General features: G+C 57.7%; 20 protein-coding genes. 14 read left to right on the top strand and 6 right to left on the bottom strand.

Going from position 1 to position 25,252, the window contains the following annotated elements; translation table 11 throughout:
• Positions 1–2: 2 nt before the first annotated feature.
• Positions 3–1,664 carry an acyl-CoA carboxylase subunit beta gene (locus RBB77_RS03805; protein ID WP_353064854.1) on the bottom strand — a complete coding sequence of 554 codons (1,662 nt, stop codon included), beginning with the start codon at positions 1,662–1,664 and terminating at the stop codon, positions 3–5.
• Positions 1,665–1,738: 74 nt separating this feature from the next.
• Here RBB77_RS03805 and RBB77_RS03800 point away from each other — a divergent pair, with 74 nt between their 5' ends.
• Genes RBB77_RS03800 through RBB77_RS03790 form a run of 3 tightly spaced genes read left to right on the top strand, consistent with a single transcriptional unit; the run spans position 1,739 to position 4,469 of the window.
• A complete protein-coding gene (locus RBB77_RS03800) occupies positions 1,739–2,746 on the top strand; it encodes an acyltransferase family protein (protein ID WP_353064853.1) in 1,008 nt (335 codons plus the stop codon).
• Between the two features lie 44 nt (positions 2,747–2,790).
• On the top strand, positions 2,791–3,105 hold the full coding sequence (locus tag RBB77_RS03795) for a VOC family protein (protein ID WP_353064852.1): 315 nt from the start codon (positions 2,791–2,793) through the stop codon (positions 3,103–3,105).
• Positions 3,106–3,149: 44 nt separating this feature from the next.
• The gene (locus tag RBB77_RS03790; protein ID WP_353064851.1) at positions 3,150–4,469 is read left to right on the top strand and encodes a DinB/UmuC family translesion DNA polymerase; all 1,320 of its coding nucleotides are present in this window, start codon (positions 3,150–3,152) and stop codon (positions 4,467–4,469) included.
• 91 nt (positions 4,470–4,560) lie between these two features.
• On the opposite strand, the gene RBB77_RS03785 is transcribed toward RBB77_RS03790, so the two are convergent.
• Positions 4,561–5,574: an EamA family transporter gene (locus RBB77_RS03785; RefSeq protein WP_353064850.1), complete on the bottom strand. Its 1,014-nt coding sequence runs from the start codon at positions 5,572–5,574 to the stop codon at positions 4,561–4,563.
• 82 nt (positions 5,575–5,656) lie between these two features.
• Here RBB77_RS03785 and RBB77_RS03780 point away from each other — a divergent pair, with 82 nt between their 5' ends.
• From RBB77_RS03780 to RBB77_RS03755, 6 genes are all read left to right on the top strand, one after another.
• A complete protein-coding gene (locus RBB77_RS03780) occupies positions 5,657–6,613 on the top strand; it encodes an ABC transporter ATP-binding protein (protein ID WP_353064849.1) in 957 nt (318 codons plus the stop codon).
• Between the two features lie 47 nt (positions 6,614–6,660).
• Positions 6,661–7,449, top strand: coding sequence for an ABC transporter permease (locus RBB77_RS03775; RefSeq protein ID WP_353064848.1), 789 nt, complete (start codon positions 6,661–6,663; stop codon positions 7,447–7,449).
• A gap of 74 nt (positions 7,450–7,523) precedes the next feature.
• Positions 7,524–7,880 carry a VOC family protein gene (locus RBB77_RS03770; protein WP_353064847.1) on the top strand — a complete coding sequence of 119 codons (357 nt, stop codon included), beginning with the start codon at positions 7,524–7,526 and terminating at the stop codon, positions 7,878–7,880.
• A gap of 50 nt (positions 7,881–7,930) precedes the next feature.
• Entirely contained in the window at positions 7,931–9,073 is a 1,143-nt protein-coding gene (locus tag RBB77_RS03765) for a sensor histidine kinase (protein WP_353064846.1), read from the top strand.
• Between the two features lie 145 nt (positions 9,074–9,218).
• Complete coding sequence (locus RBB77_RS03760) at positions 9,219–9,833, top strand: response regulator transcription factor (protein ID WP_353064845.1); 615 nt, start codon at positions 9,219–9,221, stop codon at positions 9,831–9,833.
• A 250-nt stretch (positions 9,834–10,083) separates the two neighbouring features.
• Positions 10,084–10,734 (top strand): hypothetical protein, encoded by a 651-nt coding sequence (locus tag RBB77_RS03755; protein WP_353064844.1) that lies wholly within the window; start codon positions 10,084–10,086, stop codon positions 10,732–10,734.
• Between the two features lie 65 nt (positions 10,735–10,799).
• On the opposite strand, the gene RBB77_RS03750 is transcribed toward RBB77_RS03755, so the two are convergent.
• Positions 10,800–13,175, bottom strand: coding sequence for a S9 family peptidase (locus RBB77_RS03750; protein ID WP_353064843.1), 2,376 nt, complete (start codon positions 13,173–13,175; stop codon positions 10,800–10,802).
• Positions 13,176–13,370: 195 nt separating this feature from the next.
• Between RBB77_RS03750 and RBB77_RS03745 the strand changes: the two genes are divergently transcribed.
• Positions 13,371–14,378: a VTT domain-containing protein gene (locus RBB77_RS03745; protein WP_353064842.1), complete on the top strand. Its 1,008-nt coding sequence runs from the start codon at positions 13,371–13,373 to the stop codon at positions 14,376–14,378.
• A 270-nt stretch (positions 14,379–14,648) separates the two neighbouring features.
• On the top strand, positions 14,649–15,446 hold the full coding sequence (gene lepB, locus RBB77_RS03740) for a signal peptidase I (protein WP_353064841.1): 798 nt from the start codon (positions 14,649–14,651) through the stop codon (positions 15,444–15,446).
• Positions 15,447–15,680: 234 nt separating this feature from the next.
• On the opposite strand, the gene RBB77_RS03735 is transcribed toward lepB, so the two are convergent.
• Positions 15,681–16,436 carry an RNA methyltransferase gene (locus tag RBB77_RS03735; RefSeq protein ID WP_353064840.1) on the bottom strand — a complete coding sequence of 252 codons (756 nt, stop codon included), beginning with the start codon at positions 16,434–16,436 and terminating at the stop codon, positions 15,681–15,683.
• 72 nt (positions 16,437–16,508) lie between these two features.
• The gene (locus RBB77_RS03730; protein WP_353064839.1) at positions 16,509–17,483 is read right to left on the bottom strand and encodes a YXWGXW repeat-containing protein; all 975 of its coding nucleotides are present in this window, start codon (positions 17,481–17,483) and stop codon (positions 16,509–16,511) included.
• Between the two features lie 744 nt (positions 17,484–18,227).
• Here RBB77_RS03730 and dnaG point away from each other — a divergent pair.
• The 3 genes from dnaG to rpoD all read left to right on the top strand — a co-directional run bounded on the left by dnaG (position 18,228) and on the right by rpoD (position 23,758).
• Positions 18,228–20,030 carry a DNA primase gene (gene dnaG / locus RBB77_RS03725; RefSeq protein WP_353064838.1) on the top strand — a complete coding sequence of 601 codons (1,803 nt, stop codon included), beginning with the start codon at positions 18,228–18,230 and terminating at the stop codon, positions 20,028–20,030.
• Positions 20,031–20,117: 87 nt separating this feature from the next.
• The gene (locus RBB77_RS03720) at positions 20,118–21,512 is read left to right on the top strand and encodes a lipopolysaccharide biosynthesis protein (protein ID WP_353064837.1); all 1,395 of its coding nucleotides are present in this window, start codon (positions 20,118–20,120) and stop codon (positions 21,510–21,512) included.
• Between the two features lie 536 nt (positions 21,513–22,048).
• Positions 22,049–23,758, top strand: coding sequence for an RNA polymerase sigma factor RpoD (rpoD, locus tag RBB77_RS03715; protein WP_353064836.1), 1,710 nt, complete (start codon positions 22,049–22,051; stop codon positions 23,756–23,758).
• A 73-nt stretch (positions 23,759–23,831) separates the two neighbouring features.
• Here rpoD and RBB77_RS03710 read toward each other — a convergent pair whose 3' ends face one another.
• Entirely contained in the window at positions 23,832–25,169 is a 1,338-nt protein-coding gene (locus RBB77_RS03710) for a hypothetical protein (RefSeq protein WP_353064835.1), read from the bottom strand.
• Positions 25,170–25,252: the final 83 nt, after the last annotated feature.

The raw sequence follows: 25,252 nt of genomic DNA, 5'->3' as shown, positions 1-25,252 counted from the left end.
GCCTAAAGCGGAATATTGCCATGCTTCTTGGCAGGATTCTTCTCCCGCTTAGTCGCCAGCATATCCAGCGCGGAGTTCAACCGCCTGCGCGTCTCCCGCGGTGCGATCACAGCATCAACGTATCCCCGCTCCGCCGCCACATAAGGATTCGCGAACCGCTCACGAAACTCCTCCACCTTGTCCTTCCGAGCCTCAGCAAGAACCGCAAGCTTCTCCTCTTCCGTAAACGCCTTCCCTTGGGGCCACATCGCCTCCGCGCGACGCACCGTCAAATCCAGTTCGCGCTTATACACAATGTTCACCGCACCCTCCGGCCCCATCACCGCAATCTCCGCCGTAGGCCAGGCCAGATTCAAATCCGTCCGCAGATGCTTCGAGCTCATGACACAATACGCCCCACCATATGCCTTACGCGTAATCACCGTAAGCTTCGGCACCGTAGCCTCCGCAAACGCATACAGCAGCTTCGCTCCATGCCGAATGATGCCGCCATGCTCCTGCTGAATCCCCGGCATGAACCCCGGCACATCCTCAAACGTGATCAGCGGAATATTGAACGCATCGCAGAACCGCACAAACCGCGCTCCCTTCACACTGGCGTTGATATCCAACACCCCCGCAAGAAACGCCGGTTGATTCGCAACGATCCCCACCGGCCGCCCCGCCATCCGCGCAAACCCCACCACAATATTCCGCGCAAAGTGCTCATGCACCTGAAAGAAATAACCATCATCCACAACACGCGAGATCACATCCACCATGTCGTAAGGCTGATTACTCTCCTCCGGGATAATCGTGTCGAGCGCAGCATCCGCACGCGCCGCATCATCCTGCGTCGCCCGTCGCGGCGCGTCATCGAGATTATTCGACGGCAGAAAACTCAACAGCTCCCGCACCGTCGCCAGACACTCCTGATCGTCATGCGCCATAAAGTGCGCCACGCCGGAGATCTCATTATGCGTCACCGCGCCGCCCAGCGCCTCTTTCGTCACATCCTCATGCGTCACCGTCTTGATCACATCCGGCCCCGTCACGAACATGTAACTCGTCTTCTCGGTCATCACCGTGAAGTCCGTAATCGCCGGCGAATAAACCGCACCCCCTGCGCACGGCCCCAGAATCGCCGAGATCTGCGGTATCACTCCACTGGCCAGCGTGTTTCGCAGAAAGATATCCGTATACCCAGCGAGTGAAACCACGCCCTCCTGAATCCGCGCCCCGCCCGAGTCGTTCAATCCAATCAACGGCGCGCCCACCCGCATCGCCATATCCATAATCTTCACAATCTTCGCCGCGTTCGCCTCCGACAGCGACCCACCAAACACGGTAAAGTCCTGCGCAAACACAAACACCACTCGCCCATGCACCCGCCCATACCCGGTAATAAACCCATCCCCAGGCACACGCTGCTCGGCCATTCCAAAGTCGGTCGCCCGATGCGTAACGAACTTATCGGTCTCCTCGAACGTGCCCTCATCGAGGAGAAAATCAATCCGCTCCCTGGCCGAAAGCTTGCCCGACTTCCGCTCACGCTCGCGCCTCTCCTCGCCGCCGCCCTCTTCCGCAATGGCGTGGCGCGCTGCAAGCTCCGCGAGTTTGCGTTGATGATTGAGTGACTTCGCCACAGGAATGTCTGATTGAACCGGATGCTCCGCTGCTGCCATAGAACGGAATTCTAGCAGCGCGACTCCAACACAGTCTTTTTGTCGCGAAATACCGTAGTGGTAAGATTTTGCGAGTGTCTAACTATAGGGGAATACAGGCTTTAAGAGGAGTTGCTGCCTGCATGGTGGTTGTTACTCATGCTCTTCAACTACGGAATAAAAACTTTGGTGGTCCGCTTTGGGAGAACGGCGGCGCTGGTGTAGATATTTTCTTCGTGGTGAGCGGATTCGTTATGGCAATCGGGAGGCAGAAAAGCGCCTCAGAATTCATCAAACGCCGACTTTTCAGGATTGTCCCGCTCTACTGGCTGTTCACGGGCATAATGCTCGTCAAACTATTCATTATTGGCCTTCAGCCGTCGATTGAGGTATATGCGGAGCACGTCAAAACTCCGCTGTCCTACATCGCGGCTTCATTGCTGTTTATTCCCTATAGAAATTCGCTGGGAATCGTTTTGCCTATTTTGGTGGTTGGATGGACCCTCTCTTTCGAGATGTTCTTTTATCTGCTGATGGCCGCCGGGATCGCACTCCAAGTAAGCATGCCGATGTTTCTGTCGACAGTGCTGATTTCGCTATCCGCGGGGTCGATTTTCCGCAATGACAACTGGCCAGCCATTACCGTTCTGCTCAACCCTATCTTGCTTGAGTTTCTCGCTGGCTACCTTCTTGGCCTGGCAGTAAAAAGAGGACTGACGATAAATCGAGTCTTGTCCGCGACACTCGGCATCATCGGCTTCGCTGGTATCTTCGCGTTTTCTAGCCGACTGGAGTGGGGTGTGTGCGCTTTTCTCATCGTCCAGGCGGCGATACCGCTTGAAGGATTTCCCAAACTCGTTCTTGACTTGGGAGACTCGTCTTATTCTTTGTATCTATCTCATATGCTTACACTTAGCATATTGGCTAGAGTTATAATCAGGGTTGGGATCAGGCCATCCGTGTTGGCTTACATAACACTTCAATTGGTCGCTTCTGCTGCGGTGGCACTTGCTGTTTACAGATTCGTTGAATTTCCAATGAAGGAGGCGTCTAGCCCATCCACTCGACCATTACCCGAAATACGCTGGACAGCTTCCACCTGAAAGTGATTACATCGACATCCTATTCGACTGCGGAGGTACCCGGTATGTTCCATCCAGCCGACTGTGTCGCCATCCATCTGCAAGACATCACGGCAGCCGAAAACTTCTACACCAACGTGATGAAGTTCACCCTCGTGAACCGCTCCGAAATTCATCTCGAATACGACACCGGCCAGTTCCGCCTCTGCATCGACAAAGAACTCAACACACTTCCGCCGCTCCCGAACTTTACTGTTCCGGACATCAGCGCCACCAAGTCAGGTTTGCTCGCAAACGGCTGCGTCATCCTTCGCGAAAGTCACAACTCCCTCAACTTCAGCGACCCATTCGGCATCACCTACGCCATCGTTCAGAAGTAGCAGCGGAAGCAAATAAAAGGCGAATATAATCTCCAGTACGAGCCGTGTCCGCCCCCGCCCAACCCGACCGCTTCCACTTCCTGCACATCGACCTCAACAGCTTCTTCGCGTCGGTCGAACAACAACTTCATCCTGAATATCGTGGCCGCCCCCTCGCAGTCGTCCCCACCATGGCCGACACCACCTCCTGCATCGCCGCCAGTTATGAGGCCAAAGCCCTCGGCATCAGAACCGGCACTCAGGTAGGCGAAGCCAAGCGAATCTGTCCCGACATCATCCTCATCGCCGGCAACCACGCCGAATACGCCAAATACTCGCACGAGATCGCCAAAGCCGTCGAGCTCGCCTGCCCCGTCTCCCACACTCCCTCCATCGACGAGATGGTCTGCGAGCTCATCGGCCGCGAACAGGAACCACCACGCGCCCGCAAGATCGCCCTCGAGATAAAACAGTCCATCTACAAAAACGCAGGCGAAGCTCTCCGCTGCTCCATCGGCATGGCCCCAAACCGCTACCTCGCCAAGATCGCCAGCGACATGCAGAAACCTGACGGTCTCATCGGCCTGCTCCCCTCACAACTCCCACGAGCCATCGCCCATCTCGACCTCCGCGATCTCCCCGGCGTAGGCGCTCGCACCGAAGTCCGCCTCAACGCCAAGGGCATCACCACCATGGAGCAGCTCCTCGCCCTCGACCGCAACGGCATGCACAAGCTCTGGGACTCGGTCTGGGGCGACCGCCTCTACCACTGGCTCCGCGGCGCCGACAGCGGCGACGACGGCGCACCCGTCTCCTCCGGCATTCAGAAATCTCTCGGCCACTCCCACGTCCTCGGCCCCGAACACCGCTCGCACGAAGGCTCCTGGGCCGTCGCACACAAGCTTCTCCACAAAGCCGCCATGCGCCTCCGAATGGAGAAGTTCTACACCAACTCCCTCACCGTCACCATCCGTTTCGCCCTCACCAAAGAACAAACCGAGCGCATCAAATCCAAACGCCATACCAGCGGCATCAATCACTCCGGCTGGGCCATGGAAGCCCGCTTTCGCGAGTGCCAGGACACCCTCACCCTCCTCGAAGCCCTTCGCGGCGTATGGGCCCAGCGTCCACAGGGCCCCGACTTCACTAAGCCCTTCTTCGTCGGCGTCACCCTGCGTAACCTCATCCCCGAAGACGAGCATCAACCCGAGCTCTTCGCCGACCCCAACAACCGCGCCGACCTCTCCACCACTATGGACAAGCTGAATCTGAAGTACGGCCACACCACGCTGCACTTCGCCGGCATGCTTCCCGCCCGCGAATCCGCCCCCACCCGCATCGCCTTCACCCAAATCCCCGTCCAATACGGCGTCGACTACATGTAACTCAAAAAGTCACAAATGGCGCCGAAGGCGCGTCAGCCTCGATGGCAGATCGCGCCGTGCGCGCAGCACGCCTTTAAGCCTCTAACCAAAATCAACGCGCAGCATCCGGCTTCTTAGCAGTAGTAATCATCACCACGCTGACCAGAATGCAAGCAGTCCCCAGAACCGTCCTCAACCCAAGAGCCTCACCACCCAGAAAATATCCCAGCACCACCGCCACCACCGGATTCACATAAGCATATGTCCCCACCTTCGTAGGCGACTCATGATGAATCAACCAAACATAAGCCGTATACCCAATGATCGACCCCGCAACAATCAAATACACCAAAGCAAACCAGGCCCCACGCGAAACGCTCCCCGGATGAAAGTTGCGAAACTCCCCGAACCCAGCCGCCACTAGAGTCAGCATCAGCCCGCCACTCAGCATCTGCGCACCAGAGCTCAATACCTTAGACTCCGGCAGTGGCATCACACGCGAAAACACCGAAGCCGCCGCCCAGCTCAGCGATCCCACGATCAACGCAATCGCCCCCGTCGTCTCAATCGCCGCAGCCCCCAGACCAATCGAGTGGCTCATCAGCACTGCCACGCCACCAATGCCCACCAGTAAAGCCAAGCCCAGACGAACTGTAAGCCTCTGCGTCCTCAAAAAAATAATCTCTGCCAGAGCCATAAACACCGGAATCAGCGCCAGCATCACCGCCGCAATCCCGGAAGCCACCCTCTGCTCTGACCAGAACAGCAACCCGTAGTCGCACACAAAGATCACAAACGCGATCAAAAGTATCGAACCCCACTGCCGTCCATTCGGCAGGCGTTCGCCCTTCGCCATCGTCCATCCAAAGAGCACAAGTCCCGCAGCCACAAACCGCATCGCCGCAAACAAAAACGGCGGAACCTCATGCACGCCGACGCGAATCGCCAGAAACGTCGATCCCCACACAAAATAGATAATCGCGAAAGCCAACAAGGTCTTCCACGCAGGACGATCGGTAATGGCTTCCATGCCAATTTCTATCACGCGGTCGCGCTCAAAACTGTCAGCAGTCTTCTGGAGACCATTCCCGCCCTCTTTTGCGACCCAGAGCATGACATCTGTCACCTCCAACTCCTGACGTCCCACACTACTGCCGCCGCGCAAACCATCGCATCATCGTCCTATAAGCCAACACAGGAGACCGATCATGCCGCTGACCGCCATCGCCTACGAGACCCCACCGCACTCCAGCAACGGCCCCCGCATCGCGTCGAAACAGCCCATCGCCACCCTCACCTCCGTCACCAAGCGATACGGCAGCGCGCTCGCCGGCAGCCTCGCATTAGACGGCCTCACCGTCGCCCTCCATCCCGGCGAGATCGTCGCTCTCCTCGGCCCCAACGGGGCCGGAAAATCCACCGCCATCAAACTCCTCCTTGGCCTCATCGCCCCCACCTCCGGCACCACCCGCGTCTTCGGCAGCGACCCGCGACAAGCCATCACGCGCACCCGCGTCGGAGCCATGCTGCAAGTCTCCCGCATTACCGAAATGCTCAAAGTCCGCGAGCACCTCGACCTCTTCCGCAGCTACTATCCCAACCCGCTCCCCATCCCCGACATCCTCCGCATCGCTCAACTCCAGGGCATCGAAGAGCGCCTCTTCGGCCAACTCAGCGGCGGCCAAAAGCAGCGCGTCCTCTTCGCCCTCGCTCTCTGCGGCAATCCCGATCTCATCTTCCTCGACGAGCCCACCGTAGGCATGGACATCGAAGCCCGTCGCGGTCTATGGGCAGAGATCCGCGTCCTCGCCGCACTCGGCAAGACAGTCCTCCTCACCACCCACTACCTCGAAGAGGCCGACGCCCTCGCCGACCGCATCATCGTCATCAACAAAGGCCGCGTCATCTGCGAAGGCACCCCGTCCGAGATCAAACGTAACAGCGGTGGCCGCCGCATCCGATGCAACACAAGCCTCTCGGTCGCGGTCCTGCAAAGCTTGGATTCCGTAACCAACGTCGAACAAAACGGCGAAGCCACCATCGTCACAGCCACTCACGCAGAAAACGTTGTTCGCGAAATGTTGCGCCGCGACGAAACCCTCAGCGGCCTGGAGATTGCAAGCCCAGCCCTCGAAGACGCCTTCCTGGCCCTCACAAAAAACTAAAGCTCATCCCCCGAAGACACGCAAGAACATCCGCCAAGGAGAACATCATGTCCACCTCCGCCATCACCCTTCCCACGACAGCAAACCCCGCGCGCATCTACGGCAAAGAAGCCAAGTACGAATTCGTAAAACTCATCCGCACCCGCACCTTTTCACTCGCCACCATCGGCTTCCCAGTCATGTTCTACATCATCTTCGGGCTCGCCAACCGTCACGCCTTCGACGGCAGCGTTCACATGGCCAAATACATGCTCGCCGGATACGCCTGCTTCGGCCTCATCGGCTCCGCGCTCTTCGGCATCGGCGTCGGTCTCTCCTCCGACCTCGCCGCCGGATGGCTCGAACTCAAACGCTCAAGCCCCATGCCCGTCGCCGCCTACCTCTTCGCAAAGTGCGCCTCGGCAGCAGCATTCGGGATCATCATCGTAACTATCCTCACCATAATCGGCGTCAGCTTCGGCGACGTTCATCTCACACCCACTGAGGTCGTAAAGATGCTTGGCGTCACCCTCGCCGGCTCCATCAGCTTCGCCAGCATGGGTCTGCTCATCGCACTCCTCGTCCCCGCCAACGCAGCCCCCGGCATCATCAACCTCATCTATCTCCCCATGTCTTTCCTCAGCGGCTTGTGGGTACCCATCAAGTTCATGCCCCACTGGTTGCAGGGCATCGCGCCTCTGCTGCCCACCTATCATCTCTCGCAGCTCATGCTTCACATCTTTCACTACGGCGACACCATGGCTCTCTCGATCCATTGGAACGCACTCATCGGCTTCACGTTGATAATGCTCGGATTCAGCCGCCTCATCTTCCATCGCAAAGAACAGAATTCGTGACAACGAAAGCGGTACACTTTCGGCATCGCACGAGCAAGCAAGACAGAAGCAGCGAAGCCGGAAAGGAACTATCCATGATCTTCGGCGCACACGCAGTCATACACAGCAAGAACGCAGAGGCCGACCGCGTCTTCCTGCGCGACGTCCTTGGTTTTGCTTCCGTAGACGCCGGTCACGGATGGTTGATCTTCGCACTGCCTCCGTCCGAAGTCGCGGTCCATCCCGCCGAACAAAATAACCGGCACGAACTCTATTTCATGTGCAACGACCTCAACGCAGAGATCGCGGCCCTCAAAGAAAAGTCTGTCCAGTGTTCGCAACCCCACGAAGAACGATGGGGTTCAATCGTCAACATCCAGCTTCCCGGCGGAGGCCACATCGGCCTCTATCAACCAAAACATCCAGCCGCATTCGACGACCTATCCGACTAACGCCGCAACCACACGAGCGTAAACTGGCACTCAACACCGGGACCACATCTATGAAATCCCCCGACATCATCACAGAGAAGCGCAATCAAAGGTGGGCCTGGCTTTGGCTCTCCTACTCCGGCTTTCTCTTCATCAAGCCAATCCTCGAGCCTAGTCGGTTCGCGTGGATAGGCACCCTCATCGTCTTCGCGATTTTCGTCGTCATCTTCGCCGTCTACATCAACGACAGAAACGACGACCGCCCAATTCGCTACTGGCTGATCGGCGCCATCTTTCTCCTTGGGCTCGCAACCTTTCCCTGGAACGGCGGCGGATCCACCCTCTTCGTATACGCCGCAGCTTTTCTGCCCTTCGTTATCGAATCCACCCCCAAAGTTCTCTCTTTCTTTTTCGTCGAATCACTCTTCGTCGTTGCCGAAGGCTACGTCTTCAACACTCCAGGCCACCTCCTCTACGTCGGATGGCCCAACGTCTTCATCGCCATCTTCCTTCTCGTGCTAATCGGCGCCGGCAACATCTTCTTTGCAGAACAGAGGCGTGCCGAATGCAAGCTCCGTCTCGCCCAGCAGGAAAACGTCGCCCTGGCAGCCGTAGCAGAACGCGAGCGCATCGCCCGCGACCTCCACGACGTTCTCGGACACACGCTCTCCGTCATCGTGCTCAAAGCTGAACTCGCCGGCCGCCTCCTCCAGCTCGACCCCGAACGCGCCGCGCAGGAGATCGCCGACGTAGAAAAGACCGCCCGCACCGCCCTCAGCGAAGTCCGCGAAGCCATCGGCGGCTATCGCTCCCAAGGCCTCACGGCCGAGATGGAGCAAGCCCGCAAAACCCTCCAATCCGCAGGCGTAGTTCTCTCCTGCGAATCGCCCATCCCGCAACTCAACGCAGCCGAAGAGACCGTCCTCTGCCTTGCCGTACGCGAAGCCATTACCAACATCGTCCGCCACGCTCAGGCCGCGCACTGCCGCATGGCTTTCACTACCTCTGACGACGGCTTCTACACACTCCTCATCACCGATGACGGCGGCCGCGCAAACCTTCAGGAAGGCAACGGCCTCCGCGGCATGCGCGAACGCGTCCAATCTCTCGGCGGCCGCCTCTCCATCACCGCCGATCCCGGCGTCACCCTTCGCATCGAACTTCCCCCATCCTCCACATCGCGCGCAGTCGAAGGATCTCTCGCCACCCTATGAATCGCAGTCTCAATCCCACTTACAAAAGTCGTCATCCTGAATCGACCAGTCGTCATCCCGAACGCAGTGAAGGATCCCTGTATTTGTCTTTTCATTCAGCTCATTCACAAAACACCATGCCAGAAGGCACTTCCAGACCTACCTTATGAGCCCCTCCATCCGTGTCGTCCTCGCCGAAGACCAAGCCATGGTGCTTGGCGCCCTCTCTGCGCTCCTCGAGCTCGAAGCCGACATCTCCGTCATCGCCACCACAGCCAACGGCCGTGACGCAGCCGAAGCCGTAGCGCGCCTCAAACCAGACGTCCTCGTCACCGACATCGAGATGCCCCAGATGACCGGCCTCGAGCTCGCAGCAACCCTCCGCACCAACCACCCCAACGTCCGCACCATTATCCTCACCACCTTCGCCCGCCCCGGCTACCTCCGCCGCGCCCTCGACGCCGGCGCCCGCGGCTATCTCCTCAAAGACCGCCCCGCCAAAGAGCTGGCCGACGCCGTCCGTCGCGTCCACCGCGGCATGCGCGTCGTCGATCCCGCCCTCGCCGCAGAAGCCTGGAACGCAGAACTCGATCCCCTCACCGACCGCGAGCGCCAGATCCTCCAACGTGCAGGCGACGGCCGCAGCAGCACCGAAATCGCCACCGAACTCCACCTCTCGGAAGGCACTGTTCGCAACTACCTCTCCGAAGCCATCGCCAAACTCGGAGCCTCCAACCGCGTAGACGCCGCCCGCATAGCTCGCACCAAAGGCTGGCTCTAGCAACTCTCTTACTCCCTGCCTGACCTTCCTTGTCACACAGTCCCAGTTGCAGATGCCGTTGCCGTGGCCTTCTGGTTGTCATCTCCGAAAGGGATCTGCTGTTGCCTTTGCTTTTTGTTGTCACCCCGCAGGGAATCTGCTCCTCCCACCCTCCCAACAAACCCAGCCAAAATCCACCATCCAGGCAACCTTTCCCCAATAAAACACCAGACACCTCTCCTGCATCCCACATCCTGAACAGGAGATCTACATGAGCATGCCGTCCATCCGCACCACCCTCCGCACAGCCGCCCTCTGCGGCGCGGCCCTCGCACTCGCCACCGGCTGCAACAAAAAAGCCGACAACACCCTCAACTTCACCAGCGCCATCAACACCTACTACAGCGCCCATCCCGCCTGCCTCTGGTCCGACCCCATTAAATTCCCCGTCCAGGCCGACACCTCCGACAACAGCAAGACCTCCGGCTACGATGCCCTCGTCGATCAGGGCCTCCTCGTCCGCACCACCGCCGAAAAGAAAAAGTTCATCCTCGGCAGCAAGCAGGTCAACAACTATGACCTCTCCGACAAGGGCCGCGCTGCCTGGACCGCCGACACCACCCAGCCCGGCTACGGAAACTTCTGCTACGGCCACCGCAAAGTCTCCACCATCGACAGCTCCACCCCCACCACCGACGACGTAGGCGCCACCACCCAGATCGCCTACCACTACACCCTCGCCGACGCGCCCTCCTGGGCCACCGCCGCAGAAACCCAGACCGCGTACCCGCAACTTCAATCCGACCTCGCCGCCCCGCAAAACTCCCAGGCTACGCTGACCAACACCAGCAACGGATGGCAGGTCTCCTCCGCCAAATCACTCACCAACACCTCAACCAACGCAGGCAAGATCGTCGAATAACCCAGAACAAATAATGAGCCGGCAGAGCACACATCTGCTCTGCCGGCTCCCTGTTCAAGTCGAAGTTACTGAGCCTCACCCTCATCAGGCCCGGAGTTCATCGCAGCCGTCGCCGCAGCATAAGACTTCATCTCGTACTCATGCGGCGGCACATTCCCGGCAAGATTCTTCACAAAATAGTCCCACCTCCGCCGCGTCATGTACTGCGAAGCCTCCCCATACGCATGCGCCGCATTCGGAATAATCAGCAGATCGAAATCCTTGTTCGCCTTGATCAGCGCATCCACCACCAGCAGCGTATTATTCAGCGGCACATTGTTATCCATCGACCCATGCGCCAGCAGCAGCTTCCCCTTCAAATTCTTCGCAACATACTGGTTCGACTGGCTATCGTAGTTCGTGGTCCCATCCGAGTTCGTCACCAGCAGCCCGTTCCACTTCTCCGCCCAATCATCTTCATAGTCCCTCTGGTCATGATTGCCACTCTCCGCAATCCCCACCTTGAAGAAGTCCGGATAATGAAACATCGCCGCAGCCGTAGCATTCCCGCCGCCCGAGTGCCCATACATCCCAACCTTATCGATGTCGATCCACGGATACTTCGCCGCCAACTCCTTCATCCCCGCAACCTGATCCGGAATCGTGTTGTCCCCTAAATCCCCAAAGTAAAACTCGTGAAACGCCTTCGACCTCCACGGCGTTCCCATCCCATCGATGCAAACAACCACAAATCCCAACTCCGCCAGCGACTGCCAATCCCGATGCGCCGCCTCGAACCCTCTCCCGCCGCACGAGCCAGTCTGCGGCCCCGGGTACACAGAGTTCACAATCGGATACTTCTTCGACGCATCGAAGTCCGTCGGCTTGAACATGTAACCGTACAAGTCCGTCTTCCCATCCCGCGCCTTCACCACAATCGGCTCCGGAGCCACCCATCCCGCAGCCACCAGCTTCGTAATATCCTGCTTGGCCACATCCATCACGACCTTGCCCTCGTCATCCCGAACCACCGCCGTCTTCGGCTGCGTCACCGTCGAGGACACATCGACAAAATATCTTCCATCCTGCGACATCGTCACCGCATGATCCGCATTCTCCGGTGTCAGCAGCTTCAAATCCTTCCCGGTAAACTTCACACTGTAGAAGTGCGAAAAGTAAGGATCGCGCCCAGTCTCCTTGCCCACCGCGAGAAAATAAATCGTCCGGCTCTTCTCATCGACATGCAGCACCTGCGTCACATTGCCATCCCCGCGCGTAATCATGTTCTTCAGAAGGCCGTTCGTGGCATCGTACAAATACAGCTGCCCCCACCCATCTCGCTCGCTGAACCACAACAGCTCGTTCGTCTTCGAAAGATACTTCCAGTTCACCTTCCCATTGCCACTCTCAAAGAACTTCTCCGCAGTCTCACTCAGCATATCCAGCACTTCGCCACTCGCAACATCCGCAATCCGCACCCACTCCTGTTTGTGATCGCGCGAGGTCGAAACAAACACCAGCTGTTTCCCATCGTCGCTCCACTGCACATCATCCCACCCACTCCCACCGCGGCAACTCACGTCATCGCACAACGTCGAGCGATGCTGATCAGGCGCCATCTTCAACCGCATCACCTTCGCCTTATCCACATCGATGATCACTCGCTCAATCATCGTCACATCTTTATCCCCCACCAGCGGATACTTCCACGCCTTCAGCTCAGGATGCCCATTCGTCACTGGAACCATGTACATCTCGCCCGTCTTACGCTGATCCTGCTGAAACGTCGCAATCTTCTTCCCATCCGGCGACCACACCAGAATCGCCTTATCGCTCATCGTCCAGCCGGCGTTATCGGTCGCATAGCCAAAGTCCTTCACACCATCCGTCGTCAGCTGCGTCTCTTTACCGGTCGCGACATCGCGCACCCAAAGATTCCAGTCGCGAATAAACGCGGCCCTCGTCTTATCCGGAGAAAGCACACCCTGATCGCCACCCTTGCCTCCCGGCACGATCACCTCAGTACACACTCCAGCGCCGCTCAAGTCGCAGCGAAACTTACGCGTCCCATTCCCCACGACAACCGTCTTGTCGCCATCCGAAAACACAATCTCCGAGATCACCAGGTGCTGTGCATCGGCCTTCATCTTGCCGCCCGTCGCCGCAGTCAGCGCAGCCGCCAGCTTCGCCTGATCGAACGCCGCCGCTTTCGTCCCCTTCGCAGGATCGACCACCATGAACGTAATTCCATCCGGCCCATTGTCGCGATACCAGAACCGCCCATCCGCCATCCACGTAGGCCGCGACACGCCGTGATACACCAGCGAGTTCACGTTGTATCCCATGAACTTCTCTGCCCGCGCATAATCCTCTTTCGTAAGCTGCCTCCCCTGCGCCATCCCACTCACAGTCAAACCGCATCCCACCACAATCCCCGCGACCAACGACAATCGATTCTTCACAAACACGCTTTATCCTCCGGACGCGCCCACTGAACTGGCTACGAATAACGCCAGTCTACAGCTCACACATGTTTCGGTGATATATGAAATCGCGTCTGCCCACTCGCACGGTAGTCCGGAGATACTCTCTCGCTCTCCCCCAAGATCGCGAGCTTGCTGAGGGATATGATTAGTCTCGATAGAAACCGGAAGCTCATGAACTACTATCTGACCCACATCACTTATCCCATCCTGTTTGTTGCTGTATTTGCGCGCCAGCTCTCTCTTCCTGTCCCCGCACTCCTTTTTCTCCTCAGCGGAGGAGCCCTGGCCGGCGCTGGCAAACTGAATTTTATTGGGGTCCTGCTGGTCGCCGTGCTCGGATGCCTGTTGGCCGACCAGGTCTGGTTTGAAGCGGGCCGTCTACGTGGCAAGCGTGTCTTGCGATTGCTGTGCGCTCTGACGCGCGATCCCAGCTTCTGCATCCGTCGGGGAAAGGAGGTCTTTGCAAAAAAAGGTCTCCGCCTTCTGTTGATTGCCAAGTTTGTGCCTGGCCTGGACGGCATCTGTCCTCCGTTAGCGGGCATGCTCGGGGCCTCGCGCGGCGCTTTCCTTCTGCACGATGCCGTCGGGGCCTCCCTTTGGGCGGGCGCGTACATCGGTTGCGGCTTTCTTTTCGCGCAGCAGTTGAATAAGGTGGCACAGAGCATATCGGCTGTTGCCACTGCGGTGGTCTTGATATTCGGTGTGCCGCTTCTCATCTTCTTCGTCTTGAAACTCGCGCAGCTCGTGCTGATGATCCGATTGCTTCGACCGCTGAAGATCCGTCCGGAACTGTTGAAGTCGCGGTTGGATTCGGGGGAGAAATTTGGTGTCATCGATCTGTTGCGCTTTGAGGAGGATCCTGAAGGCGTAGCCGCAATTCCAGGAGCGGTACGCCTCGATCCGCTCGAAATTCGACGCAAGAAGCGTATCGTCGTTCCCGAAGACGTCAATTTGGTTCTCTACTGCAGATCCGGGAACTCTTTTGTGAGTGCGCGCGTGGCGATGGCCATGAGAAAACACGGGATCCGTAACGTCCAGATATTGGAGGGAGGCCTGGAAGCGTGGAAGCGGCTCGGCTTTCCGCTTACTGAACAATTCGCAGATATCGAAGCGGAAGTTGCCCGGCTCGGTATGGAGGTCTCTCCGCCCTGGAAAAGCATCCCCGCTCTAAAGCCGTAAGCACCCCTTCCCCGCGCAGAAGTTGAGTCTCAACTCGCGCTATCAGGCCAATGCACGTTTCCACATTCTTGCTGGAAAGCGATTTGGCAGTCGGTGACGAAACTTTTGGCACCACTTCCGAGAACAGCGTTTATCGGTACTGATCTGGAATTGCCGAAAATGCGACTTTTCTGGCAGTTCGGCAAGGGATAGCGTTCACGTAGAGACTCTGTCTGACATCTTCCTCGACATTCGGGAATGATCGACCTGTTCACGGCTAGAATAAAGCGCATGACGATGCAGAAGAAACAACCCAGCGCTCCACAGGACAGTAAGCGACAGCCTCGCGAAGAGACTTATCTCGAAGGGCTGGCTTCCATCACAAGCATGATCATCATCTGGTCTTTTGTCATGGGCTTCGTACTTCAAAACTTCGTCATTCCGTCCGCTTCCATGGCCAGCACCCTACTCGTTGGCGACCACGTAATCGTAGAGCGCGCAACCCTGGCGCCCGCTAGCACGTGGACGAACCTTATCCCGTACCGCGAACTCCGGCGTGACGAACCCGTCGTCTTCTTCCGTCCGGCACCTAATCCCGAGGGTCAGCACGATATACTTGTAAAGCGCGTCATTGGCATCCCCGGCGATCGCATCCACCTCCGCGGCGGCATCGTTTACCGCAACGGTGTCTCCCTGGACGAGCCGTACGCAGCCAAGCCCACCTCGGTTAATTACGATCCCTACAAAGACGAATTCCCCGCTATCTCACCAGCAAAAGGGCGCGAAGTCACCGCCGAGTGGTCGCTTGACCTTCTCGCCCACATCGAGGGTGAAGATCTCGTCGTTCCACCCGGCATGTACTTCGTCATGGGCGACAACCGTACCAACAGCTACGACAGCCGCTACTGGGGCCTGGTCCCCCGAGCCAACCTCATCGGCCGTCCACTTTTCGTCTACTGGTCTTTCGAAACACCCGAAGACGATATGTACAAAACTTCCGCGTCAGAAAGAGCCAGTTCCACGCTCCACACCGTGCTCCATTTCTTTGACGAGACCCGCTGGAGCCGGACCTTCCACCGCGTGAACTAAACTGCCCTCCAAAGAAAGTGGCCACCCAGATCGGCCTGATCAAGGCGCTCGAATGACCAATGCAAACTAATCCCCAGTTCCCGGGAAACGGGGTTTTCGGAAGCTGTGAGAATCACTAACGATAAGTCGGCTTGTGTTAACAAATTCCGACTTCGATTTGGCGCTAACAGGCCAACGCGCTCATTGATGTCCATTGCACGTCAGGGCTTATCACAAAACACCGAAACAGCAGCCTCACTCCGAATCAGAAGATCCCTCCCGCACCTTCCACAACACTTGCCGCAAGATCCCCATCCAAACCGGAGCATCCCCTGCCGACACACTCATCCGCAAAACCAGCCGGCGAATCTGTGCCTCATCGCAGTTAGCAGGATGCCGCTTCGTATATCCGGTCTTCTCCAACATCTCGGTCAACAACACCGTCAGCCGCTCCACCTCACCGGCACTAGCCGGAACACCAACCCCACCCGCAACAACCGAACTCTCCCCCCGCACCAGCTCATACAAACAAACCGCCACGGCCTGCCCAAGATTCATCGAAGGGTGCCGAACCTCCTCATGCTTCTCCATCGGAATCGTCAACAACCAATGGCAGTAGCTCAGCTCATCATTACTAAGCCCGGTCTTCTCCGAGCCAAACAGCAGCGCAACTCTCCCTTCACCCCCCAGTTCCGCGCCGATCTTCTCCCCCGCCTCAGCCAACGCATACACAGGGTGCTGCAGCGCCCGCTCGCCCACCGCAGTCGTCCCCACCACCAGCGTGCAATCTGCAACTGCCTCCGCAACACTGGCAAACACCGCCGCCCCGGCCAGCACCTCCGAAGCATCCACCGCCGACCGCGCCGTCTCGAACGGCACCGCATACTCATTCACAATCCGCAGATGCCGAAATCCAAAATCATGCATCGCCCGCGCCACCGCGCCGATGTTATTCGGGTTCCGCGCACGCACCAGCACCACCACCACCCGATTCAGCTCTTCGCTTCCCATCCCTACAATTTTAGGCGCATAAAAAAGCGGCCGGCGAAGACATCCGCCGGCCGCTGTATTTCTCCTCAGCAACTACCTCTTCGGTTCGTGACCGCCGCCGCCGCCATGCTCTTCCGCATGCGGATGTTCCTGCGTGTTGGCGTTGTGCTTGTCGTTATTGATCGACCTGCTGACGTTGTCCTGCCGTTGGTTGATCTGCTGATGCTCCTGCGCCGTCAAATGCCCGCCGTTGGCTGCCCGGTCGTTCGCAACCTGGTGATTGATACTCGCCTCGCGGTTCTCAACGTTGCGAGTCTCACCCGCCGTCATCTGACCTGAGCGAACCCCCTGGGCAACGCGCTGCTGCTGGTTGTCAGCCCGCACCCCAGGACGAGAGTAGGCCGCGTACTGCGGATGGCCGCCGTTGACCGATGCAAAGTTGCTGCGGTCCGCATGCGCCATCTGTACATGGTTCTGCTGCTCAGCGGTCGGCGCGATATGGTTCTCTCTCGCGAACGAAGCCTCCTGGGCATTCGGACGAGCCTGGATGCCGCCGGTCCCGCCGTTGAAGCTTGTACGGCTATAAACCGTCGTGTGGTTGATCACAGTGTTGTCGATGTATGTGTTGTGGATCACGGTCCGATTCACGTTAACGACCGCGGTGTTATACGCAAAGTGCCCGCCCTCCCAGCGCCCGCCGCCAAAACCAACGCCGCCGTAGCCGAACCCATAGTTCACACCACCATAGAAGCCAACGTGCGGCCCCCAATAACCCGCGTGAAAGAGATAAGCGCTACCACCCCATCCCCAATAGCCGGGCGTCCACAGCAGACCAACCTGCGGGGGCCTAACCCACACACCCGGAATCCAGTAATAACCCTCAGGACCGTAAGCCCAATAGCCGGGATTCCACAGATACCCATCACCCGGGCAGATCGGCTGCGTATAAACCGGCAATACCGGAGGTGCAATACCGACCGAAATGAACACACCGGCAAAAGAAGCGGCCGGCAAAAGCGCAAGAGCCGCACCCACTACAAACTTACGAGCTAAATTCGTCAATCCCATACATCCATCCTTTGGTTGGCCTCACGGCGTCGTCGCCGCAGCACATAGGTTGTTGAATAGCCCACGATCTCAACGACTATTCACTCTCTTCCCACCGTACAGACACAATCCCTCAACAGAAGTTCCGCACGATGTACGGTAAGCTCCTGCCAGAATGAGCAGATATCCCTCGATGGTTGTACGAGAGGCGCAGAAATCATCCTCAATCGAACCTCAGCCTTTGTCTTTCTGGTTGTCATCCCCGAAGGGGATCTGCTGTTCGCCGCTGCATCTTGGCTGTCATCCCGCAGAGGATTTGCATTTCCACCTATCTCTCCAAAATCACTCCCCCGCACCCGCCTTGCTCACAGGATCAATCTGCCACAACTTTCATCCTAAGGTACGTTCGACCTCGCTGCATCTCGCCTGCCTCTCGATCAGACGACTGCTCTCTCGTCTCAAGCTCTCTTGGTCCGACTATGTTGGTCAGACCAAAAATAAAGTTAAAATTCGTGGCGTATTTTTTTGCTGCGAAAATCTCACGTCTTCTTCACCACGTTTACCATGCAAACCACCACGTTCTCACCATCAAAAAACCATCACCAGAAACTCATATTTCTCAAAACACCACTCAAAAACTCCAGCAAATACCTCACAGCCACGATCCGCACCACGACCAAAAAAAATTCTCCGTCTAAACTCATATTCAGGCAATTAAAAACTCCATCACCTCCCATAACCTCCGATTGAACGCCGCGCAACACCATGTCCGACAACTTTGCACAAACCGTAAAGCAGCAGGCAGACATCGTCCGCATCATTGGCGACTACATCAAGCTGCGCAAATCCGGCGCCCAGAACTACACCGGCCTCTGCCCCTTTCACAAAGAAAAGACAGGCTCTTTCTCCGTCAACGCCACGCACAACTACTTCTACTGCTTCGGCTGCCACGAGAAAGGTGACGTCTTCACCTTCGTCATGAAGCTTGAAAACATCAGCTTTCCCGAGGCCATCCGTGTCGTAGCCACCAGGTGCGGAATCCCTCTCCCCAAGCGCGAATTCAGCTCTCCCGAAGAGGCCCGCGAAGCCGGCACTCGCCGCCAGCTCATCGACATCCACGAAGCCGCCACGCAGTACTTCGAAGCCGCACTCAAAGCCCCTGAAGCCGCCCGCGCCCGCGAATACCTCACTGGCCGCGGCGTCACCGCCGACACCATCGCAAAGTTCCGCATCGGCTACGCCCCCGACGACTTCAACCACATGCGCGAGCAACTGGCCAAACACTTCCCAGACGAAGTCCTCCGCACCAGCGGACTCTTCAGCGCAAAAGAACAAAGCGACGGCGGACAAGGCCAACTCTACGCCCGCTTCCGCAAACGCATCACCTTCCCCATCGCCAATGAACAAGGCAAAACCATCGCCTTCACCGCACGAGCCCTCGACGCTGAAGACGAAAAGGGCCGCCCCATCGCGAAGTACCTCAACTCTCCCGAAACCGCGCTCTACAGTAAAGGCCAAGTCCTTTTCAACCTAGACAAAGCGAAAGCCGACATCCGCGCCCTCGGCTTTGCGCTACTCGTCGAAGGCCAGATGGACTGCATCTCCGTCTACATGGCTGGAATCAAAGGCGTCCTCGCCACCTCCGGCACTGCCTTCACCGAGATGCAAATCCGTCTCCTCAGCCGCTTCACCAAACGTGTCATCGTCAACTTCGACCCCGACACTGCCGGCACCACCGCGACAGAAAAATCCATCGCCCTCCTCACCGAAGAGGACTTCGAAGTAAAGATCGTCACTCTCGAAGGCGGACTCGACCCTGACCGCTACATCCGCGAGCAAGGCGTCCAGCAGTACATGGCAGCTCTGCGCAACGCCAAACGCCACTCCGACTACCTCATCGACCGCGCCCGCGAACAGTTCCCCGGCCGCACCTCCGACGCGAAGGTCAAAGCTCTCAACTTCCTCCTCCCCCACATTCGCCGCATGCCCAACCGCATTCAGCGTGACGAATTCGCCGCCGACGCCGCACAAAAACTAGCCATCGACTCCGCCATGCTCCGTCAAGAGCTCAAACAAGCCGCCGCCCAGCGCATTGAAAGCGTTCGCTCCCACACCCACGACCCCGCCAGCGAAACCGAACGTGTCCTCATCCGCGCCCTTGTGTTGCCCGAAACCGACCCCGCCCGCACCCTGGCCGCCGAGCAACTCGTACAGCATCCGGAGTGGTATGACAGTCTCCCCGCCGCCACGCTGCTCGAGTCTCTCGCTAGCGCCCCGGCTCCGCCCAATCCGCTCGACGCAGCGCCCGACCAAGCCAGCCGAATTCTCTTAGCGCGCACCCTTCAGGACACAGAAGACCCCGACACAGCCTCCTCCAACGCGCAATCCATGACTGAGCGCGTAAAAAATGCACTCGAAACTCTCAGGTATCGTCAGCTCGAACGCCGCCAGCGCGAGCTTCGCAGCCTAATGAACGAAGCGGCTCGTCGAGGCGACCATGAAATGCTGACCACCCTCACCGAAGAACAACGTCAGACGGCTCGAAAACTTCGCGAACAATCGACCTAGGTCGATTTGTGGAACTCCTGCCTGACCAAAGGGTTATAAGAAAGTAGACTTGCTCTGTATCTAAGAAAATAAACATCAGCTATGACTATGGACGTCTCCACAAAGCGAAGACTGATGCTCGGCTTCCTGACCAACTGGATTGGGAAACTCTCGTCCACAGTCATTCAGTTCGTGCAGATCCCAGTCTTCCTCCACTTTTGGAGCGTCCCTCTCTACGGCGAATGGATGATCGTCAACTCCATTCCCGCCTATCTCAGCTTCAGCAACGTAGGCTTCGGCTCCGTCGCAGGCAACGAAATGACCATGCTGGTCGCCCGCGATGACCGCGCCGCCGCGCTCCGCGTCTTCCAGAGCTGCTGGTGGTTGATTGCCATCATCTGCACCGCAACCATCATCCTGCTCTCCGGAACGCTCTACTATCTTCCAGCCTCCCACCTCCTCCGGCTAACCACCTTGGGCGAATCCGATACCAAGTGGATCATCTTCTACCTCGGCGTCTCCGTCCTGCTAGGCCAGCTCGAGCAACTACTGCAGTCGGCCTACCGAGCCATTGGCCGCTATCCCTACGGTACCTTCCTCAAGAACATGTTCTCCCTGTTCGCCTTTGGCTGCATGATCGGCGCCGTCATTCTAGGCGCAGGCGCACGAACGACGGCGCTGGTCTTTGCCACGGTCAACGTGGCCATCACCATTTTTTTCTGCATCCTTGTTCGCCGCGACATCCCCTGGATCGAATACGGATGGCAGCACGCGAGCATCGCTGAGATTCGCAAGCTTGCGCGCCCCGCCTTCGCCTATATGGGATTTCCCCTCGGCAATGCACTCAGTCTTCAAGGCAGTCTGCTCGCAGTCGGATATGCTCTCGGACCCACTGAGGTCGTCATCTTCAGCACCGCCCGCACCGTCTCCCGCGTTGCAATCCAGATGGTCCAGATGGTCAACAACACCTTCGAACCGGAGATGTCGATCGCCTTCGGAGCAGGAAACTACGAACTCACTCGCATTCTCCTCCGCCGCGCCTGCCAGTTAGCCCTTCTCGTCGCCCTCGTCGTGGTTCTCGTCATGCTGAGTTTCGGCCCGTGGTTCCTCGTGCATTGGACCGGTGGCCACGTGCCCCCGAGTCGTCCCCTCCTGACCATTCTTCTGACCGTTGTCGTCCTCTACGCTCTGTGGTCCACCTGCGGCACATTGATGACCTCCACCAACCAGCACCAGCGCCTTGCCACCTACTACATTCTCGGTACAAGCGTCGCGTGCGGCCTTTGCTATGTCCTCGCGCGAGCTTACGGCCTCTACGGGGCGGCCGCATCCCTTCTGATTAACGAGATCGTGATGAACCTTTACGTCGTTCCGGCCTGCCTGCGCATCGCTCACGACACCCTGCCGGACTTCCTGGCGAGTATGTTCCACTACCCACCGTCACTCCGCCCCGCCTCCCTCTTGGCGCGAATTCGCCGCTCAAAACCTGGTTTTGAAAGCTAGGTGTATCGGTCACGACCAGCAACATCGTTGGCAAGTCAAACAAACTGCGCGATTTATTCTCCCACCCGACAAGATGACCACTTTTCAGAGCACCACCCCCGGATACAGGAACAAACACGGCCAAATCGTCATCTCACGAACCGGATTTCCGTCAGAGTCCTTCCCCGGCCAAATCATCTACCATTTACGTTGTAGCCACTGCCACCATGATTACGGCTCTGCCGGTAAAGACATTCACTTGCGCCGCTGTCCCCGCCATCAAAATGGCATCAAAGGAGAGCCACTTCGCGCAGCTCCGCCGAATCTTTTTCCCTCAGAAAACGTCTAAGTATTGTGGTATCCTGTGATTCGCTGGGGACGTGTGCCTTCGAATGCCCAGACTCTTTGTAGAGTCAATCGGGCTTGCCAAAGCGGTCTACACCGCGATCTGCTCCCTGCCCATTACGTTACAACCAAGGGATCAATCCGCTTGAATACCACAATTACCACCAGCGGCATCCCAATTACCAGAATCTTTCGCAGGAGTGCGCACAGCCGTGGCTGAAGAAATTGACAAGTACGAAGACGATATAGACAAGCTCATCGACACCGGGAAAGAAAAGGGCTATCTCACCTATGGCGAGGTCAACGACCTCCTCCCAGGCGATATCACCACCCCTGACGACCTCGATGACCTTCTCACCACCATCAACACCCAGGGCATCGACGTGCTCTCAGGGGAAGAGCGCGCCAGCGGCCGCGATAAATACGAGCCCGAAGCCGGTGAAGAGTCCGACGACGTAGAGCTCGACCTCTCGCCCGGAACGCTCGAGAAGACCAACGACCCTGTCCGCATGTACCTCCGCGAGATGGGTACCGTTCCCCTGCTCACCCGTGAGGGCGAAGTCGAGATCGCTAAGCGCATAGAGCGCGGCCAACTCCGCGTCATGAAGGCCATCTCGCGCTCGCCCATCGTGATCCGCGAGATCGTCGGCCTCGGCGAAGACCTTCGCCGTGGCGTCCGCAACATCAAGGAAGTCGTTACCTTCGATGAAGAAGAGCTCACCGAAGAGATCCTGCAGGCCCGCGTGCGCGCCACTGCTGGTCGCATCGACGTCATCGTCAAGCATCAGAAGAAGCTGCACGCACTCGAAGAAAAGCTCGAGGCTCCCGCTGGCAAGGACGCCAAGGCCAAAGCCAAAGAGATCCGCAAGACCCGCTGGCTCATCGGCCGCGAGCACGTCTACATCAATCGCATCGTCCGCGAGCTGAAGTACACCAACGGTGAGAAGAAGCGCCTGCTCGACAAGGTCAACAAGACCGTCGATGCCATGCGCACGCTCGAGCGTCAGATCAAGACCCTTGAGACCAAGCATGAAGCCTCGAAGTCCGAAGAGCTGCGCAAAGAGTATCGCCGCCAGCAGAAGAACTGCCGCACCGACCTCGAGCGCGTCGAAGCCGACGCCGGCATCTCTCTCGCCGATCTCAAGCGCACTCAGCGGGAGATGATCCAGGGCGATATGGACGCCGAGCGCGCCAAGCGCGAGCTCATCGAGGCCAACCTTCGCCTCGTCGTCTCCATCGCGAAGAAGTACACCAACCGCGGCCTCCAGTTCCTCGACCTCATTCAGGAGGGCAACATCGGCCTCATGAAGGCCGTCGACAAGTTCGAGTACCGTCGCGGTTACAAATTTTCGACCTACGCCACCTGGTGGATCCGTCAGGCCATCACCCGCGCCATCGCCGACCAGGCCCGCACCATCCGTATCCCGGTCCACATGATCGAGACCATCAATAAGCTCATTCGCACCAGCCGTCAGCTCGTGCAGGAGCTTGGCCGCGAAGCGTCTTCCGAAGAGATCGCCCGCCGAATGGACATCCCGGTCGCGAAGGTCCGCAAGGTCCTCAAGATCGCCCAGGAACCCATCTCCCTCGAGACACCCATCGGAGAAGAGGAAGACTCGCACCTTGGAGACTTCATCGAAGACCGTATGGCCGTCTCCCCGGCTGACGCCGTCATCAGCGTCAACCTGAAGGAGTACACCTCGCAGGTCCTCCGCACCTTGACCCCGCGCGAAGAGCGTGTGATCAAGATGCGTTTCGGCCTCGAAGACGGCTCCGAGCACACTCTCGAAGAGGTCGGACAGTCCTTCCAGGTCACTCGCGAGCGCATCCGCCAGATAGAGGCCAAGGCACTCCGCAAGCTCCGTCACCCTAGCCGCAGCCGCAAGCTGAAGGCCTTCGTCGACGGCGTCAAAGACATGTAGCCGAGGCAAGTAACAGGCGTACTGAACAAATAAAACGCGATGGCTCCGGCTGTCGCGTTTTTTATTGTTTCTATTAATGTACGGTTAGGGTAAGTCCACGGCTGTAAAGCTCGCCGTGATAATAGGTCACCACACCGTTCCGTACGAGAGGTGCAAAATGGCATTCCAAAGGCCTGTTCATAATCAGAACTGCCGGAATCCCGGGGTCTACCTGAGGGCCGTAGCCCTCACCTGTGAGTTTGCCGTCTTCATTTACTGAAATGTGGGTAGCCGCGATGCCTTCAATAGAAGGCATCACGGAAACAAGCTGCGCATTACAACCGCTGATCTGCTTGAGCAACTCCGCGCCTCGAAGGACCGGTAGCGGGTCAGCTATCTTCGAAGTGAAGTGCAGTACGAGTGGCATTTCCATCTGCACGGCAACGCCGTTGACTATAAGCGGGTTGAATTTGTAGCGCAAAGCTTGTTCCATCCCAAAGCTCTCAAGCCCCGGCTGGTCCGAATTATGCTTTGCCGTCTCTCGCACCTGACCTGTGCGGTCCGTTCTGGCATAGACAATCATGTAACCATCTGTTTTTCCTTCGCGGACTATAGGCCAGTCAATCTTCGGAGCATCTTCAAGCAAACTTTCCTCCTTCAACGTGGAGACGAAGGACGTCCTGATCTGCTGTTCAGAAGGAGTGGGTTGCGTCACTAAGAACAGTTCCTCTGAGGCTCCTCGCAACTCTTCTAAGGTCGTCAAGGAAGCAGCAACCTCCTTATAGTCAAGCACCGACGTCTTATACTTTCGAGCGATCTGTTTATGCCCGAAGCTCTTCCACCCCTCGAAATTCATGTCGTAGTTCATGGTCAGCACCGACTGCAAGCGTGGCTCCGATCCGCTAAAGCAAATCATTCCCCAGGTCGCCTGATCCGTGATGCCGCCCGGACGGTCATCTCGATTGATGCAGCTATTGGTAATAGAAGAGCCAACCATAACAGTCCCACGTCGGCCTCGAAAGTTCTCGATCATTGGAACCGGATCAAGAATTGCATCAACGAAATCTTCAAGCCAGCGAGGGTAGTAATCCCCGGAGTTGGTCTCCATCGCCTGTGTGCCGTTTACGATCCGAGTCTGGCTGAAAGTTGGCGACGTTATGATGGTTTTATACTTCTGCGGTCCCGCCCACCATGCTTCCACCCGACCTCGATAAGGCGATCCGGCATCCCCAATCTCCAGGACAGCGTGAAACGGTTTGCCCGCTTCTATTAGTGAAGAGTTCTTCAGAGCTCTGTTGATCGCCACATCGGAGTCAACACGTTCACCTTGGATCTGAGGAAAGTTTACAAACTGCGCCCACAGGGGAGCCAATCCGCTCAATCCACAGAAGAGCATTATCATTCTGATTTGTCGCACTGCGGCATAATACATGGTCAAGAACTCAAGTCATCGCTGACAGCATAGGCTGCGGCCCGTTGTAGTTTGCATTCTGCCACAGAAGTAACAGTCGTTCA

The organism is Tunturibacter psychrotolerans (genome assembly GCF_040359615.1).
Classification (GTDB): Bacteria; Acidobacteriota; Terriglobia; order Terriglobales; family Acidobacteriaceae; genus Edaphobacter; species Edaphobacter psychrotolerans.
The sequence above is the reverse complement of the archived record's forward strand: the minus strand, read 5'-3'. Positions and strand labels throughout refer to the sequence as shown.

Excerpts from the sequence above, each read along its gene's own strand:
- RBB77_RS03805 (WP_353064854.1), bottom strand. The coding sequence starts at position 1,664 with ATGGCAGCAGCGGAGCATCCGGTTCAATCAGACATTCCTGTGGCGAAG.
- RBB77_RS03795 (WP_353064852.1), top strand. The coding sequence starts at position 2,791 with ATGTTCCATCCAGCCGACTGTGTCGCCATCCATCTGCAAGACATCACG.
- RBB77_RS03780 (WP_353064849.1), top strand. The coding sequence starts at position 5,657 with ATGCCGCTGACCGCCATCGCCTACGAGACCCCACCGCACTCCAGCAAC.
- RBB77_RS03775 (WP_353064848.1), top strand. The coding sequence starts at position 6,661 with ATGTCCACCTCCGCCATCACCCTTCCCACGACAGCAAACCCCGCGCGC.
- RBB77_RS03770 (WP_353064847.1), top strand. The coding sequence starts at position 7,524 with ATGATCTTCGGCGCACACGCAGTCATACACAGCAAGAACGCAGAGGCC.
- RBB77_RS03765 (WP_353064846.1), top strand. The coding sequence starts at position 7,931 with ATGAAATCCCCCGACATCATCACAGAGAAGCGCAATCAAAGGTGGGCC.
- RBB77_RS03760 (WP_353064845.1), top strand. The coding sequence starts at position 9,219 with ATGAGCCCCTCCATCCGTGTCGTCCTCGCCGAAGACCAAGCCATGGTG.
- RBB77_RS03755 (WP_353064844.1), top strand. The coding sequence starts at position 10,084 with ATGAGCATGCCGTCCATCCGCACCACCCTCCGCACAGCCGCCCTCTGC.
- RBB77_RS03745 (WP_353064842.1), top strand. The coding sequence starts at position 13,371 with ATGAACTACTATCTGACCCACATCACTTATCCCATCCTGTTTGTTGCT.
- lepB (WP_353064841.1), top strand. The coding sequence starts at position 14,649 with ATGACGATGCAGAAGAAACAACCCAGCGCTCCACAGGACAGTAAGCGA.
- RBB77_RS03735 (WP_353064840.1), bottom strand. The coding sequence starts at position 16,436 with ATGGGAAGCGAAGAGCTGAATCGGGTGGTGGTGGTGCTGGTGCGTGCG.
- RBB77_RS03730 (WP_353064839.1), bottom strand. The coding sequence starts at position 17,483 with ATGGGATTGACGAATTTAGCTCGTAAGTTTGTAGTGGGTGCGGCTCTT.
- dnaG (WP_353064838.1), top strand. The coding sequence starts at position 18,228 with ATGTCCGACAACTTTGCACAAACCGTAAAGCAGCAGGCAGACATCGTC.
- RBB77_RS03720 (WP_353064837.1), top strand. The coding sequence starts at position 20,118 with ATGGACGTCTCCACAAAGCGAAGACTGATGCTCGGCTTCCTGACCAAC.
- RBB77_RS03710 (WP_353064835.1), bottom strand. The coding sequence starts at position 25,169 with ATGTATTATGCCGCAGTGCGACAAATCAGAATGATAATGCTCTTCTGT.